General features: G+C 64.2%; 14 protein-coding genes. 5 read left to right on the forward strand and 9 right to left on the reverse strand.

Annotated features, from left to right (window positions below):
- Window positions 1-549 carry a TetR/AcrR family transcriptional regulator gene (locus CH306_RS06765; RefSeq protein ID WP_094630589.1) on the reverse strand — a complete coding sequence of 183 codons (549 nt, stop codon included), beginning with the start codon at window positions 547-549 and terminating at the stop codon, window positions 1-3.
- Window positions 550-632: 83 nt separating this feature from the next.
- On the opposite strand from CH306_RS06765, the gene CH306_RS06770 reads away from it, so the two are divergent.
- Entirely contained in the window at window positions 633-1,559 is a 927-nt protein-coding gene (locus CH306_RS06770) for an alpha/beta hydrolase (RefSeq protein ID WP_094646086.1), read from the forward strand.
- Window positions 1,560-1,561: 2 nt separating this feature from the next.
- Here the strand turns inward: CH306_RS06770 and CH306_RS06775 are convergent, their stop codons facing one another.
- The 4 genes from CH306_RS06775 to CH306_RS06790 all read right to left on the reverse strand — a co-directional run bounded on the left by CH306_RS06775 (window position 1,562) and on the right by CH306_RS06790 (window position 5,208).
- Complete coding sequence (locus CH306_RS06775; RefSeq protein ID WP_094646087.1) at window positions 1,562-2,227, reverse strand: TetR/AcrR family transcriptional regulator; 666 nt, start codon at window positions 2,225-2,227, stop codon at window positions 1,562-1,564.
- Window positions 2,224-3,069 (reverse strand): SDR family NAD(P)-dependent oxidoreductase, encoded by an 846-nt coding sequence (locus CH306_RS06780; protein ID WP_094646088.1) that lies wholly within the window; start codon window positions 3,067-3,069, stop codon window positions 2,224-2,226. The genes CH306_RS06775 and CH306_RS06780 overlap by 4 nt, the downstream gene beginning before the upstream one ends.
- The gene (locus CH306_RS06785; protein WP_094646089.1) at window positions 3,066-4,556 is read right to left on the reverse strand and encodes a flavin-containing monooxygenase; all 1,491 of its coding nucleotides are present in this window, start codon (window positions 4,554-4,556) and stop codon (window positions 3,066-3,068) included. The genes CH306_RS06780 and CH306_RS06785 overlap by 4 nt, the downstream gene beginning before the upstream one ends.
- Before the next feature lie 103 nt (window positions 4,557-4,659).
- Window positions 4,660-5,208: a dihydrofolate reductase family protein gene (locus tag CH306_RS06790; RefSeq protein ID WP_094646090.1), complete on the reverse strand. Its 549-nt coding sequence runs from the start codon at window positions 5,206-5,208 to the stop codon at window positions 4,660-4,662.
- Window positions 5,209-5,349: 141 nt separating this feature from the next.
- Between CH306_RS06790 and CH306_RS06795 the strand changes: the two genes are divergently transcribed.
- Together CH306_RS06795 and CH306_RS06800 are read left to right on the forward strand one after the other, a co-directional pair.
- Window positions 5,350-7,059 carry a ribonuclease J gene (locus CH306_RS06795; protein WP_045197367.1) on the forward strand — a complete coding sequence of 570 codons (1,710 nt, stop codon included), beginning with the start codon at window positions 5,350-5,352 and terminating at the stop codon, window positions 7,057-7,059.
- A 214-nt stretch (window positions 7,060-7,273) separates the two neighbouring features.
- Window positions 7,274-8,530, forward strand: a complete 1,257-nt coding sequence (locus CH306_RS06800; RefSeq protein ID WP_094646091.1) for a lipase family protein — start codon at window positions 7,274-7,276, stop codon at window positions 8,528-8,530.
- Between the two features lie 8 nt (window positions 8,531-8,538).
- Here the strand turns inward: CH306_RS06800 and CH306_RS06805 are convergent, their stop codons facing one another.
- On the reverse strand, window positions 8,539-8,946 hold the full coding sequence (locus CH306_RS06805) for a MerR family transcriptional regulator (protein WP_094646092.1): 408 nt from the start codon (window positions 8,944-8,946) through the stop codon (window positions 8,539-8,541).
- Window positions 8,947-8,980: 34 nt separating this feature from the next.
- The gene (locus CH306_RS06810) at window positions 8,981-10,489 is read right to left on the reverse strand and encodes a SulP family inorganic anion transporter (protein WP_256981073.1); all 1,509 of its coding nucleotides are present in this window, start codon (window positions 10,487-10,489) and stop codon (window positions 8,981-8,983) included.
- Between the two features lie 172 nt (window positions 10,490-10,661).
- Here CH306_RS06810 and CH306_RS06815 point away from each other — a divergent pair, with 172 nt between their 5' ends.
- On the forward strand, window positions 10,662-11,555 hold the full coding sequence (locus CH306_RS06815; protein ID WP_032396712.1) for a LysR substrate-binding domain-containing protein: 894 nt from the start codon (window positions 10,662-10,664) through the stop codon (window positions 11,553-11,555).
- A gap of 176 nt (window positions 11,556-11,731) precedes the next feature.
- On the opposite strand, the gene CH306_RS06820 is transcribed toward CH306_RS06815, so the two are convergent.
- Both CH306_RS06820 and CH306_RS06825 read right to left on the reverse strand, forming a co-directional pair.
- A complete protein-coding gene (locus tag CH306_RS06820; protein WP_094646094.1) occupies window positions 11,732-12,127 on the reverse strand; it encodes a universal stress protein in 396 nt (131 codons plus the stop codon).
- Window positions 12,124-13,119 (reverse strand): 2-hydroxyacid dehydrogenase, encoded by a 996-nt coding sequence (locus CH306_RS06825; RefSeq protein ID WP_082073834.1) that lies wholly within the window; start codon window positions 13,117-13,119, stop codon window positions 12,124-12,126. The genes CH306_RS06820 and CH306_RS06825 overlap by 4 nt, the downstream gene beginning before the upstream one ends.
- A gap of 339 nt (window positions 13,120-13,458) precedes the next feature.
- Here CH306_RS06825 and CH306_RS06830 point away from each other — a divergent pair, with 339 nt between their 5' ends.
- On the forward strand, window positions 13,459-15,036 hold the full coding sequence (locus CH306_RS06830) for an ABC transporter substrate-binding protein (protein WP_094646412.1): 1,578 nt from the start codon (window positions 13,459-13,461) through the stop codon (window positions 15,034-15,036).

A 15,036-nucleotide genomic window follows, 5' to 3' on the forward strand; every position in this document is an offset into this window, starting at 1 on the left:
TCAGCTCGAAGCACCGACCTTGCGGAACAGCAGATCGATCATCGTCCGTTTCGATGCCTCGTCCTGCGGGTGTGTCAACATGGCCTCGATGACGAAGACGATCATGCGGGTCGCCGGCTCGATGTCGGTGTCGGCGACCCCGTCGTTGCGCAGTTCGACGGCGATCCACTGCTCCCACAGCGCATGGAAGTCGTTGTGCCACTTGTCTATACAGGCCGATACCGAGGTGCGCGAGTGGACCGTGTCGACCAGTCGGTGATATTTCTCCAGCTCGTCCACGACCCAGAGAACCTGCTCGGTCACCGACTTGTCGGCGAGGGCAACGAACCGGCTCAGCGCGTCGGCATGGATCTGGTCCAGCACGCCGACCAGTAGCTCGTCCTTGTCACCGAAGTACCAATAGATCGTATTGGTCGTCACTCCGGCAGCGGTGGCGATCCGCCCCATCGGGGTGTGCTCGTAACCGTCGTCGACGAACAGCGACCGAGCTGCGTTCACGATCTCGGAACGCTTCTCGGCGCGATCGACGGGTCGACGGTTGCGCGGCATTCCGCGATCCTATCTTGATCGGCATTCAAGAGGCTGCTAGCTTCTTGAATGCCGATCAAGAATCCGAAAAAGGGACGACCGACATGAGTGCCGACAACCAGACCGGATACACCCGAACCGACGAATGGTTCGACTCGGAAGGGGTCCGTTGCGCCGTCGCGGTGTACCGACCCGCCGAATCCAGCGGGGATACCCCTGCCGTCGTCATGGCCCACGGCTTCGGCACCCCACGCGTCATTCGCCTCTTCGCCTACGCAGAGGTCTTCGCCCGCGCCGGTTACACCGTTCTCGTCTTCGACTACCGGCACTTCGGTGACAGCGACGGGGAGCCGCGACAGCTGCTCGACATCGGCAAGCAACTCGTCGACTGGCGCAACGCCGTCGCCTACGCACGAACACTCGAGGGCGTCGACTCGGATCGCATCGTCGGTTGGGGTACTTCCTTCGCAGGCGGACACGTGCTCACTCGGGCCGGCGCAGGCGAGAACTTCGCGGCCGTCATCGCCCAGATCCCACACGTGGACGGAATCGCGGCCGTGCGCGCGACCGGGCTTCGGCGCACTCTCCAGCTGGCCCCGTCAGCGGTGATCGACCGGATCCGCGCTTTGCGCGGACGATCACCCCGATACGTGGACTCGGTCGGCAATCCCGGTGATCTGGCTGTCATGACCTCACCCGACGCCGTTCCCGGACGCGACCGACTCCTCCTCGAATCCGGCCTGAGCGAGGGCGACTACCCGGAAAACGTTGCCGCACGGATACTCCTGCGCATCGGGCTGTACTCACCCGGCCGCACCGCGTCGTCCATCAGATGCCCGGTGCTGTTGCAGATCATGTCCGACGACGTGGTCACACCGGCGTACGTCACCGTGAAGGTCGCAGCGAGAATTCCCGACGCCACCGTGCACATCCACAAGGGCGGACACTTCGATCCCTATGTGCAACCGCTGTTTCCGGTCATCGTCGACGAGCAGCTCGCGTTCCTGAAAAGGGTTGTGCCGGCGCAGTAGAGCTACTGCTCGGCAGGGTCGGCGTTCGTCAACGGCGCGACGATGTTGGCGAGCATGGTCGCGATGGTGGCGACGACGATGCGCCGTTCCGCGGCGTAACCGCTCTGGTACCAGGTCATCGCGGTGTGGCTGATTCCGCCGATCGCGGCGGTGGCGAGCAGGTCGATATCCACATCGGGCCCCGACTCCACGTCGCCCGCGAACGTGCGGAGGTAGCCGAGCAACAGCGTCCCGAACTGCTGCATCACCGTCAGATACGTCTGCTCGACGCGCGGACTGACCCCGAGCACCTCCATCCACACCACCCGGGCCAGGTGCGGGTCCTCGACGACCCGAAAGAAGGGATCGAGCAACTGTTCGGCGGCGGCCCTGAGGTCGCCGTCGGAATCGATCTCCGCCATCGTGTCGGACACCGAATCAGTGAGGTGTGCAATGCATTCGGCGTAGACCGCGAGCAGGAGATCCTCGGTCCTGTCGAAGTACTGATAGAAGTGCCGGTCGGCGATCTTGGCCTCGCGGCACAGTCCGCGCACGGTGGCCGCTCGGTATCCGACGCTGCCGAACACCCGCAGTCCGGCATCCAGCAGTTGCCGCCGCCTTCGGTCGTCGCGGTCGACGGCACTCTCACCGCCGTAGGCCCGCCCGGGAGCATCGGACACTGCGCTCATGACCGTCGGGCATCCAGTTCGGCAGTCAGACGGATCAATTCGGCGTCCCGCTCCATCGCGGCGTCCATGATCGGGTTCACGATGCCGCGCAGTATCGAGATCGGAATCCAGCGACCAGGTACGGCAATGCGCGCAGCTCTTCGTCCGATCCCTCGAACGGCCACCCGGGCGAGCTTGTCCGGGGTGATCGGGCGGAGTAGCGGCGTGGGGAAGGCGCGGTCGATCATGGCTGTCGCGACGTCGTCGCCGCCGAATGCGACCTCGGCGATCGGCGTCGCGACCCATCCCGGATACAGCACTCCCGCTGTCGCTTTCGTGCCCGCAAGTTCCGCGCGCAGAGCACGCCCGAGCTGTTCGACCGCTGCCTTCGATGCCGCGTACGGTGCATTCGCCAGGCCGTTGAGGTACGCGTACGTGGACGAGGTGATCAATACGTAGCCGCCTGACTCGACGATGTGTGGGAGGGCGGCACGCACCGTGTTCCACACGCCGATCAGGTTGACGCCGATGACGCGCTCGAAAACTCCGTCTTCGACGGACCGTATGGTCGATGCCTGTGCACCGCTGGAGATTCCGGCGTTGGCCATAACGATGTCAAGCGTGCCGAAGGTCTCGATCGCGGTGGCGACGGCCGCGTCGAGCTGCTCCCGCACGGTGACGTCGGCGTAGGCGATCGCCACGCGCTGGTTGCCAAGTTTCGCCGCCACCGATTCGAGGTCGGTCGATTTCATGTCGACGAGGACGATCGACGCACCGCGTCGATGCAGCGCCGACGCAACGGCGGAACCGATGCCGCCTGCTGCTCCCGTGATCAGCGCTACCTGGCCCGAGTGATCCTTCATGCCGACACCTCGTTTTTCGCGGTCGCCTCGGTGGGCGAGAAGTGAATGTGGTGTTCCTGCGGACGAAATCGCTTGGCCCACCGGCGGAAGGTGAAGCTGAAGCCGGGGAACATCGCCACGACGTGCCCGGATTTGGATTGATACCAGCTGTGGCAGCCGCCGTCCTTCCAGACGGTGCCCTCCATCTCGCGGTGAATCTTGTCGGTGTAGGCCTGTTCTGCATCTGCAGTGACCTCGATCGCCAGTGCCCCACTGTGCCTGACGGCGTCGATCGCCCGCACGATGTACTCCATCTGCGCCTCGATGAGGAAGATGGCGGAGGTGTGGCCGATACCGGTGTTCGGTCCGGTGACGACGAAGAGATTGGGAAAGCCGGGAATCGTGGTGCCGAGGTAGGCGCGCGGGTACGGATCCCAGACCTCGGACAGGGCCCGGCCGTCGCGGCCGATCACCGGGTACGAGATGACGCCGTCGGTGGCGTCGTATCCGGTGGACCACACGAGGAGATCGACGTCGACGTGTTCGCCGGTGGTGGTGACGATTCCGGTTTCGGTGATCTCGGCGATACCGTCGTTCCTGTCGTGCAGAGTGACGTTCGATTTCCCGAGTGCCGGATAGAGCGTGTTGGACAGCAGCACTCGTTTGCAACCGATGGTGAAGTCCGGGGTGACCTTGGTCCGAAGTTCGGTGTCCGGAACCTGAGACTCGATGTGTTTCAGAGCAGTTCGCTGGGCTACGGCTTTGAGCATTCGCCGCGAGTACTTGAACCCGATGATGCGGGTCTCGAGGGTCCAGTAGATGCCGGCGCGAACCGCCCTTCGAATCGGTTCGATGCGCAACAGCTTTCGCTGGATCGCCGTGAATTCACGATCGTGGCGCGGCATCACCCAGTGCGGGGTGCGCTGAAAGACGTGTAGCTGCTCCACGTCGGGTTGGATCGCGGGGATCACCTGTGCGGCGCTGGCACCGCTGCCTACGATCGCCACTCTCTTGCCGGCGTGGTCGTACTCGGTGTGCCAATCGTTGGTGTGGAACTGGGTGCCCTGGAACTTCTCTCTCCCGGGGAACGGCGGTACGACGGGTGTACTGAGTGGTCCCGACGCGTTGACGACGAACTTCGCCGCGTAGTCACCCCGCGAGGTGATGATGGTCCAGTGGTCTCCCGCCCATTCGATCTTCCTGACGTCGGTGTCGACATGCGTACGAGCCGGCAGACCGTTCGATTCGAGCACGTGGTCGGTGTATCGCTCCAGTTCCTCGCGTTCGGCGAACATGCGCGACCACTCGAACGGCTCGGAGGCGATCGAGTACAGCGGACTCTGCACGTCGACGGCTGCGCCCGGGTAGCGGTTCTGCTTCCACGTGCCGCCGAGGAAAGGACGCCTCTCGAGAATGACGAAGTCGTCGATCCCGCGATCGAGCAGAGCTTTGGCTGCGCACTGGCCACCGAAGCCGCTGCCGATGATGACCACACTGTGCATCTGCATATCGACTGACCCCTCCCACGGGCGCGGCATCCGATGACGCGCGTCATCACTTTAAAGTGATGACGCGTGATTCCGCAATGGAATCGAGTCGACCCGCCAGAGGTCAACGACGGGTCGCGTACCGCACCAAGGACGCCCCCGACGGAAATGCTCTGCACTCCAGGAGGCGCAACCACTGCGACGGAGTTCCGTCGAACAATCGTTCGCCGTGCCCGCGCACGTAAGGGAACTGGAACAAGCGGTATTCGTCCACGAGGTCCAACGCGATCAACTCCCGACACAGGGTGATACTCCCCGTGCAGACGATGTCCGATCCGCTCGAATTCTTGATCCTCGTGACCTCGTCGATCAGTCGGCCGGACAGCACGGTCGAGTTCACCCACCCGGGGTCTGTCAGCGTCGAGGACACGACGTACTTCGCAACGCGGTTCAGGTGATCGGTCACACCGGTTGTGTCATCGGTTTTCGGACCCCAGTAGTCGCGCATACTCTCGAAGGTCGAGCGCCCCACCAAGAATCCATCCGACTCGTCTCTCTGCGCGGCCAGCGCCGCGTCGAGCTCGGGGTCCCCGCCTGCACGAGCGAACCAGTCGTCGGTCGCCTCGATGACTCCATCGACAGTGATGTTCTGTGTGATCACCAGTGAGCGCATGCTCGACGTATACCACCCCAACCGCTCGTCCGAATCACGATCGCCCGAAAAAGGTCGAAGACTGCGCCTCCGCGCGTGCGCAACCGTTGGTCTGCGGACCGGGGTCGACGCAGGTCGAGACCCACCCGTAGCGTTGGACGCATGTCGCGATCACCACGTAACCGGAAATCCCCCGCCGCTCCGAGAAAGCGAGCCTCTTCCGCACTCCAGGCCGGGCACCTTCGCGTGATCGCAACCGGCGGTCTGGGCGAGATCGGCCGGAACATGACCGTGTTCGAGTTCGACGGAAAACTGCTCATCGTCGACTGTGGTGTGTTGTTCCCCGAGGAGCACCAGCCCGGCGTCGACGTCATCCTGCCCGACTGGAGTTGCATCCGGGACCGCCTCGACGACGTCGTGGCGATCGTCCTGACGCACGGGCACGAGGACCACATCGGCGGCGTCCCGTACCTGCTGCGCGAGCGCGGTGACATTCCCGTCATCGCGTCGCGGCTGACGCTGCATTTCCTGGCCGCCAAGTTCGACGAGTTCAAGGTCTCGACGACGCTGATCGAGGTCGAAGCGGGGCAGACACGTCAGGAAGGTCCGTTCGAGCTCGAGTTCGTCGCCGTCAACCATTCGATCCCCGACGGCCTCGCCATCGCCATCCGTACCGACGCAGGCCTGGTGCTGCACACCGGCGACTTCAAGATGGATCAGTTCCCGCTCGACGGTCGCATCACCGATCTCCGTAGCTTCGCGCGCCTCGGCGAGGAAGGGCTCGATCTTCTCCTCGTCGACTCGACCAACGCCGAGGTTCCCGGGTTCATGGTCTCCGAACGCGATCTGGTCCCGGCCATCGAGAAGGTGTTCCGCGAAACGTCGGGACGCGTGATCGTCTCAAGCTTCGCCAGTCACGTCCACCGCATTCAGCAGGTGCTCGACGCCGCGCATGCGCAGGGCCGCAAGGTCGCGTTCGTGGGGCGATCGATGGTGCGCAACATGAAGATCGCGACCGATCTGAGCTACCTCGACGTACCCGACGGGCTCGTGGTCGATCTGCCGAAGCTCAACCGGCTTCCGGCGCACAAGATCACGCTGATCTGCACCGGATCGCAGGGCGAGCCCCTCGCCGCGCTCTCGCGGATGGCGTCGGGCGAACACCAGATCAAGGTGGGCGACGGCGACACCGTACTGATGGCCAGCAGCTTGATCCCCGGTAACGAGAACGCGATCTACCGCGTCATCAACGGTCTCGTCGAGAAGGGTGCACGCGTGGTGCACAAGGGAAATGCCAAGGTGCACGTCTCCGGCCACGCCAGCGCGGGCGAGCTCGTCTACTGCTACAACATCCTCGAACCCGCCAATGTGCTTCCCGTCCACGGTGAAGCGCGACACCTGCGCGCCAATGCCGATCTCGCGATCAGGACCGGCGTACCGCGTGATCGTGTGCTGATCGCCGAGAACGGAAGCGTCATCGACCTGTTCGACGGCGTCGCACAGATCACCGGAAGTGTCCCCATCGAACTGATCTACGTCGACGGCAGTGCCGTCGGTGGGGTGACCGAGGATTCGTTGGCCGAGCGCCGGCTGCTCGCCAACGAGGGCGTCCTGACCGTCATCGCCATCGTCGATCCCGATACCGGCCTGCTGGTCGACGACGTCGACTTCATCGGACGCGGATTCGCGCACGAGGCCAACGCTTTCGACTCGTTGGCCAAGGCGATCGGCAAGACCCTCACCCGCGAGAGCGACGTGAACGTGGCCTCCCGCGAGCACATCGAAAAGCGCATCGTGCAGGAGTCGGCGCGCTGGGCCAAGCAGACCCTGGGCCGTCAGCCCCTCATCGTTCCGGTCGTCGTCGACGGCTAGAGCACGTCTTCTCGGTGACGAGGTGAGTGACCACAAGAAGCCGCGCGTGGAACGGCTTCTGCCCGGTACGCCAGGGTCGGCCTGTCGTGCCGGGTCGCCGGTCCCCTCGCCCGATCCGAGCAAATTGTGCGTTCGGCCCCTGTGGATGGTTCCTGCCCCTAGAGTCGTGTGAATAGCTCCGGTAACGATCCGGAACGTCGACCGGGGGGTCTCGATGGGGAAGTACGCGAAGTTCGGCCGTCGGTATGCGGCGGTGGTCGCTGCGGTGTCACTGGTGGTGTCGGGCGGGCAATGGTCGGCGGCTGCCGATCCACTCGGCGATTTCCAGAATCCACCGCGCACCGCCGAATCGATCGCCGCGACACCGCTCGACGATCCGTGGGTCGTTCCGCCGCCCGGATACGAAACAGCTACTCCCGGAACAGTTCTACGGACCCGCAGCGTCACCGTCGGACCACTTGCCACCCCGGTCACCACCACTCAACTGCTGGTCGCCTCGACCGACGCGAAGGACCGCCCCGCTGCCATCGTCACCAGCGTCATCGTCCCGACCGCGCCCTGGACCTCGCCCGGTCCGCGCCCTGTTGTCGCCTACAACATGGCCATCGATTCGCTCGGTGCCACGTGCGAGCCATCGTGGACCATGCAACGCGGCATCGCTCCGGAATTGGCACCCGTGCAACTGCTTCTGGCGCGGGGCTACGCCGTCGTCGTCACCGACCATCAGGGGCCGCGCCATGCATACGCCGTCGGACCGATGGCGGCACATGCCGTACTCGACGGTCTGCGCGGAGCGGTCACGACCGCCGCGATCGGCCTCGATCCGACTGCGCCCCTGGGTATTACGGGCTACTCGGGCGGGGCGATCGCATCGGGCTGGGCCGTGCAGGAGGCTCCGGCCTACGCCCCCGAACTGAACATCGTCGGCGCAGCGTTCGGCGGAACGCCCACCGACTTCGCGCTGCTACGTCAGTCCATGAACGGCAACGCAGCGTCTGCGGTGTTCCTCGCGGCAGCGATGGGCGTTGCGCGCGAGTACCCCGAGATGCTCTCGCTCTACAACGACGACGGGTGGCGGCTCGCACAGGCGTCGAAGGACTTGTGCATCGTCGGGATCGCTCCGTTCGGAATCGTTGCTCCGATCCGCATCGAGTCACTGTCCATCACTCCCGATGCGTTCAATTCACCGCTGGCGCTCGCGGTTGCCGATCGGAATCGGTTGGGAGACGGCGGAACTCCGACGGCACCGGTGTTCATGTATCACGGACAGCAGGAGTTCTGGATTCCGAAGGAAGGTCCGGAGGCCGTGTTCGACAAGTGGTGTTCACGCGGAGCCGACGTCCGCCTCGAGGAATACCTGGGTGAACACAGCATCGTGGCCGGCACCGGAGCTCCCGCTGCGTTCGCGTGGTTGGACGACCGCCTCGCGGGAATTCCGGTTCGACCCGGATGCAGTAGCTTCGGCCGCTAGGGCCGAACCTACTCGCTCCGCACTACTGCTCCGCGAGTCGACAGCACCTCGGTCAGTTCCTCTGCGTAGGCGAGCTGCCGCCGCAGCGTGCGGCAGCTGTCCTCGGCCTTGGTATGACATTCACGAACGAAGGCCGCGGCCGACGACCTCGCGTCGTCGGCCGCGTTCTCGTCTCCGAGGATGTCGAGGGATTCCAGGAGCTGTTTCATCTCGGCCAGGGTGAAGTCGAGCGGCTTCATCCGGCGGATTACGAGCAGACGCTCGACGTCGGTCTCGGTGTACAGCCGAAAACCACCGGCCGAGCGGGCAGAGGGGGTGACCAGGCCGACGTCGTCGTAATGACGAACCGTGCGGATGGACAGCTCGGTGCGTTGAGCCACCTGTCCGATCTGCATGTGTGTGCCGTCGTCTGCCATAAGCCGCCTCTCCTCGCCCGAGCGTCCACCCTAGTCAGTGCTCGCCGCCCAGGTTTCCACTGAGACGATCGTGCCGCTCGACCGATGGCGCGTTCATACCGACGATCTCCACCGTCTTGCCCTTCGCCGCGTACTTGGTGGTGATGGCGTCGAGAGTCGCCACGGTCGAGGCGTCCCAGATGTGCGACTCGGACATGTCGATGACGACGTTCTTCGGATCTCCGACGTAGTCGAACTGATAGATCAGATCGTTGCTCGACGCGAAGAACAGCTCGCCCTTCACCGCGTAGACGCGCGTGTCCTCGTCCGGATGAGCCACATCGACCACCTCGGTCAGGTGCGCAACCCTCCTGGCGAACAGCACCATCGCGGTGACGACACCGACGACGACGCCGTAGGCCAGGTTGTGGGTGACCACGGTGACAGCGACCGTGACAACCATGACGAGAGTTTCGCTCTTGGGCATGCGCCGCAACGTCTTCGGGTGAATGCTGTGCCAGTCGAAGGTGCCGACCGACACCATGATCATCACGGCGACCAGCGCGGCCATCGGAATGAGCGCGACGATGTCACCGAGCCCGACCACCAGGATCAGCAGGAAGGTGCCGGCGAGGAACGTCGAGATACGGGTTCGAGCACCGGAGACCTTGACGTTGATCATGGTCTGGCCGATCATCGCGCAGCCGCCCATACCGCCGGTGAACCCGGTGACCAGATTCGCCACACCCTGACCCCATCCCTCACGAGTCTTGTCGGAGTGCGAATCGGTGATGTCGTCGACGAGCTTGGCCGTCATCAGCGATTCGAGCAGACCGACAAGGGCGATGGCCAGTGCGAACGGCGCGATGATCGACAGCGTGTCGAACGTGAACGGCACGTCCGGTATCAGGAACGACGGCAGCGAGGACGGCAGCTCGCCCTCGTCGCCCACGTCCGGGACGGCCAGCGCGAAGACGAGAGTGACGGCGGTGAGTATCACGATCGCGATCAGAGGTGCAGGCACGACGGAGGTGAGCTTCGGTAGGAAGAACATGACGAGCAGTCCGACCGCGACCATCGGGTACACCAACCACGGCACCCCGATCAGGTACGGCACCTGCGAGGTGAAGATCAGGATCGCCAGCGCGTTGACGAATCCGACCATGACGCTGCGCGGGATGAACCGCATGAGTTTGGCGACACCGAGGACGCTCAACACGATCTGCAGGACGCCGCCGAGGATCACCGCGGCGATGAGGTAGTCGAGGCCGTATTCACGGGCCACCGGGGCGACAACCAGGGCGATCGCCCCGGTGGCCGCAGAGATCATCGCCGGTCGGCCACCGACGATGGAGATGGTGACGGCCATCGTGAACGACGCGAACAGCCCGACGCGCGGATCGACACCGGCGATGATCGAGAACGAAATGGCCTCCGGGATCAACGCCAGCGCCACCACCAGCCCAGCGAGAACCTCGGTTTTCAGTCGCCTCGGTGAGCGCAACGCACCCAGCACCGAGACGTCTTCGACGGCGGTGGCAGGCACCTGGGCAGCTCGAGACACGACAACTCCGTTCGATGGGTGCGAGGGACTGCGACAGGTTCGGCGTCCGCTCCGGCGGCAACTCTACTCTTACCGGAGAGAAGGTTGTCAATCGTCGGGGTTTCGACGAGGTGCGCTAGATTCATACGAGAAACACGCCGAAACTCCCCAGCGCGATGCAAGGAATGAATGGATGTTCTCGCTCAACAGGCTGTCCTGCTTCATCGCTGTCGCCGAGGAGTTGCACTTCGGCCGGGCTGCCGAGCGGCTGCACATGACACAACCGCCGCTGAGCAGGCAGATTCAACAGCTCGAGAGCGAAGTGGGAGTGCAGCTCATCGACCGCACGAGCCGGTCGGTCACCCTGACCGCCGCGGGCCTGGCGTTCCTTCCCGAGGCTCGACGCATCCTCGACCTCGCCGAGGGCGCATTGCTGACGGTGCGACGTGTGCCCACCGGAGACCTGGGGACCGTGGTCGTCGGATTCACCGGCGCATCGGCGCACGCGGTGCTGCCGCAGTTGCTCGACGCCGCACGCGACAAACTTCCCGACGTGAAACTTGTTCTGCGCGAGATGGTCTCGTCGGTGCAGATGGAATCCTTGGCCGTCGGCGATCTGGATCTCGGATTGGCCAGGCCACCACTCAAGCGGCCGGGTATCGCATCGCGGCCGGTGCTGCACGAGTCGTTGATCGCCGCCATGCCCCACGACCACCCTCTTGCCGAGAAGGCCGAACTGACGGTGGAGGACTTCGACGAGCAGCCGATCATCATGTACTCACCCGTCGATGCGCGGTACTTCCACGAACTGCTGATCAGCACGTTCACCATCGTCGGCGTCACCCCGCGCTACGTGCAGTACGTGACCCAGGTCCACACCATGCTGGTCCTCGTCCGCTCGGGCATCGGATTGGCACTGGTGCCGGAGTCCGCGTCGACCATGCGTCCGAAAGGTGTTGTGTTTCGGCCGGTTCGGACCGTCAAGGAACGGCCTGTCGAGCTCGACGCAGCCTGGCGGCCGGACAACGACAACCCGGCGCTGCACCGTTTCATGACCGATGTACTGCCGACGCGGGAGTGGTCGTGATGCGCCGCTGATCGAGTTGCCGAGCGTGCCCGAAACCGCAAGTGAGCGCCCTTTTCACCGACTGCGCGCCCCCGATCAGCTAATAGCGGGGGCGCGCAGTCGATAAAAGCGGTGTGAGGTCCCCGTTTGCGTGATCGATGTGATTCGACACGGCAGGACCCGCCGATGACGCGCATTCAGCGCGGCAACCCCACCGGCGGCTTGACGGCCGTCACCGGGCAGTGGGCCTCGAGCAGGACACGCTGAGAGATGCTGCCCATGAACAATTTTCCGACGGGTGATCGACGCCGGATGCCGATGACGACGAGCTGAGCCTGCTCGTCGAACGAGAGGTCGATCAGATTGTCGGCATGCGAGCGGCCTGCTTCGTTGTCGTGAATCTTCGTCGTGACACCGAGCGCCGACGCCTCCTCGCGAGCCGATTCGACGGTGGCAGCGAAGTCCGCCTCGCCTGCGCTGTCGTTCTCGGCCACGATGAGCAAGTCCGTTTCGCGCATGAGTGCCTCACGAAATGCGAAGGGCAGTGTGCCTTTTCCTTCGATGGTCGGCGAGTAGCCGACGACGACGGTCACTTCGTCACCGGTGTGACGAGGGTGCCGTCGGCCAGGAAGCGATCGAGGTTCTCGAGCGTGAGCGCTTCCATCGCGGCGCGGGTCTCCACCGTTGCGCTACCCACGTGCGGCAGCAGCACCACGTTGTCCATCGCCACCAGAGCGTCGGGCACGTTCGGTTCGTGGGCAAAGACGTCCAGGCCGGCACCGGCGAGCTGCCCCGCTGCAAGCAACTCGATCAGCGCTTCCTCGTCGACGACGCTTCCGCGCGCCACGTTGATCAAATACCCCTGCGGCCCCAGCGCTTCGAGCACAGCTCGGTCGACCAGATGCGCAGTTCCCGAGCCGCCGGACGCGGCGATGATCAGCACGTCGACGTTCTCTGCGAGCGCTCTCGGGCCGGCAGCGTAGACATACGGCGAACCGTCGATCTCGTTACGATTGTGGTACGAGATCTCGCAGCGAAACCCTCTGAGCCGATCGGCAATTGCCGAACCGATGCGGCCGAGTCCGATGATTCCGACGCGCGTGCCGGTGACCTGACGCGTCAGTGGCGTGTTGCCCTCGGCGGGCCAGCGGCCGGCACGCACGAATCGCTCGGCGGACGAGAGCCCGCGCACGGTATCGATCAGCAAGCCGACAGCCAGGTCCGCCACGCAATCGGTCAGCACGTCGGGGGTGTTGCTCACGGCGATTCCGCGTTCGGCTGCGGCGTCGACGTCGGTGGTGTCGTAGCCGACACCGAAGTTGACGACGGCTCCGAGCTGGGGCAACCGGTCCATCAGCGCAGCATCGACTCCGGTCCGGCCGGAGGTGACGACCGCGGTGATCGAACTGCCGTGTGCGGCCAGAAAGTCCTCGCGCTCGTCGCCCTCGGGAAGAACCAGCGCGTCGTACTCGGAAACCAAGGTGTCCATCAACGACGGTTTGAGTGGTCCAACTCGGAGCACTCGACCGCCCTGTTGCGAATCCTGCTGCGACACAGAGGTTTTCTCTGAGCTGACGGTGACCATTGTTCTCCTCGCGAGATGGTGGAACGTGCGCGTTTCCTGTACGGTATGCCGCTTCTCGAATACCTGTCCAACACGGAAATAACATGGACCGATACCCAAACGGCATGAACGACCCATTGCCGATGCCGCCTCGACTACCCCGACCTGCATCGGGCCTGGTCAGTCCCCCATGCCTGTGACCCAAACCCCATCGAAGCGTCCGATGTGACCCACGAAACTGCTCGAAAACCGGTTTTCGTCCGGTTGACGATGAAGATCGCACGCTCCTACCGTGTGTCTACCGTCACAGATTCGGCTGCGACATGCAGACGCGGATCCTTTTTCCCACTGGAGGCCACCATGAGCCCTGCACTCTTCGTGCAGCAGGGACGGAACCATCGCGTCATCGCATCAGCCGTTGGCGCACTGTCACTTTCATTGATCGTGAGCGGCTGCACCGTCGCCAACTCCAACAACGGTGGAGCCGCTCGCGCCGACACCTTGCGCATCGTTCTTCCGCAGGAACCGCCGACTCTCGAGGCGTGCGATGTCTCGCTCACGTCGGTCGGGGTCGTCACCCGCTCGAACATCACCGAGCCCCTCATGGAACGCAACCCCAGCACCGGCGATCTCGAGCCCAAGCTCGCCGACTCGTGGGAACAGACCTCCGACACGGAGTGGACGTTCGCGATCCACCCCGGCGTGACCTTCAGCGACGGCAGTCCCTTCGAAGCCGAGGACGCCGCGTTCTCCATCGACCGCACGGTCAATTCGGAACTGGGCTGCAACGTCGAAGGTTATGTGTTCGGTGACGCGAACCTGGTGGTGAACGCAGTCGATCCGATGACACTGACTGTGCAGTCCCCGGAACCCGACCCCATCCTGCCGCTACGTCTGTCGTTCGTCGAGATGGTCCCACGCACAGCCAGCTACACCGAGCGCGTGCGTGAACCGATCGGAACGGGACCGTTCGCGATCGAACGCTGGGACTACGGACAGAAGCTCTCGCTCGTACGCAACGAGACCTACTGGGGTCCGAAGCCCGAGTACGCCAGGGCCGAATACCAGTGGCGCAGTGAGGGAAGCGTCCGCGCCTCGATGGTGACCAACGGCGAGGCCGAGATCGCAACATCGGTCGGCCCGGAGGACGGGGCAGGTGACCTGGGAGTCGCTTACCCCAACAACGAGACCACGGCGCTCCGCATCCAGGCAGCGCAGCCGCCGCTGGACGACATGCGGGTGCGGCAGGCGATCAACTACGCGATCAACCGCGGCGGCATCGTCAAAGCACTGTTCCGCGGACTCGGCTCGCCTGCAGCGCAACTCATCTCCGAGGGGGTCGTGGGATTCAACGAGGAGTTGACGCCGTGGCCCTACGACATGGACCGGGCCCGCACGCTGATCGACGAGGCCCGCGCCGACGGCGTACCCGTGGACACCGAGATTCGACTCATCGGGCGCACCGGACAGTTCCCCAAGATCAACGAAACAGTCGAGGTGATCCAGAACTCGCTGTCCAAGATCGGCATGAACGTCACGATCGAAATGATGGATGCCGCCGGCACTGCCGAATATCAGGAACGCCCGTTTCCGGACGTCGGGCCCTACCTGCTGGTGATTCAGCACGGTAACCAGGCCGGCGACTCGGCCTTCACCGTCGACCAGTACTTCACCAGCGACGGATTCCAGAGCGCCTACGGCACAGCTGAATTCGACAAAGAGATCGCCGCGGCGGGCGCACTGACCGGAGAAGACAGGCAGGACGCGTACGCGCAGGTGTTCGCCGACGAACCGAAGGACATCATGCAGATGGCCTACATCGCGCACATGAACGGTGTGCTCGCCAAGGCGTGCTCGGTCGACTACACCCCCAACTCGGCCACGGTCGACGAAATGCATCTCGCCGCGATGACTCGCGCCGATACCGAGAGGCCCTGA

Origin of the sequence: Rhodococcus sp. 15-725-2-2b (genome assembly GCF_002259075.1) — a bacterium.
In the GTDB taxonomy this organism is placed as follows: domain Bacteria; phylum Actinomycetota; class Actinomycetes; order Mycobacteriales; family Mycobacteriaceae; genus Rhodococcoides.

Coding starts and splice junctions, on each gene's coding strand:
- CH306_RS06830 (WP_094646412.1), top strand. CDS start 13,459: ATGAGCCCTGCACTCTTCGTGCAGCAGGGACGGAACCATCGCGTCATC.
- CH306_RS06825 (WP_082073834.1), bottom strand. CDS start 13,119: ATGGTCACCGTCAGCTCAGAGAAAACCTCTGTGTCGCAGCAGGATTCG.
- CH306_RS06795 (WP_045197367.1), top strand. CDS start 5,350: ATGTCGCGATCACCACGTAACCGGAAATCCCCCGCCGCTCCGAGAAAG.
- CH306_RS06815 (WP_032396712.1), top strand. CDS start 10,662: ATGTTCTCGCTCAACAGGCTGTCCTGCTTCATCGCTGTCGCCGAGGAG.
- CH306_RS06765 (WP_094630589.1), bottom strand. CDS start 549: ATGCCGCGCAACCGTCGACCCGTCGATCGCGCCGAGAAGCGTTCCGAG.
- CH306_RS06775 (WP_094646087.1), bottom strand. CDS start 2,227: ATGAGCGCAGTGTCCGATGCTCCCGGGCGGGCCTACGGCGGTGAGAGT.
- CH306_RS06790 (WP_094646090.1), bottom strand. CDS start 5,208: ATGCGCTCACTGGTGATCACACAGAACATCACTGTCGATGGAGTCATC.
- CH306_RS06785 (WP_094646089.1), bottom strand. CDS start 4,556: ATGCAGATGCACAGTGTGGTCATCATCGGCAGCGGCTTCGGTGGCCAG.
- CH306_RS06800 (WP_094646091.1), top strand. CDS start 7,274: ATGGGGAAGTACGCGAAGTTCGGCCGTCGGTATGCGGCGGTGGTCGCT.
- CH306_RS06805 (WP_094646092.1), bottom strand. CDS start 8,946: ATGGCAGACGACGGCACACACATGCAGATCGGACAGGTGGCTCAACGC.
- CH306_RS06780 (WP_094646088.1), bottom strand. CDS start 3,069: ATGAAGGATCACTCGGGCCAGGTAGCGCTGATCACGGGAGCAGCAGGC.
- CH306_RS06770 (WP_094646086.1), top strand. CDS start 633: ATGAGTGCCGACAACCAGACCGGATACACCCGAACCGACGAATGGTTC.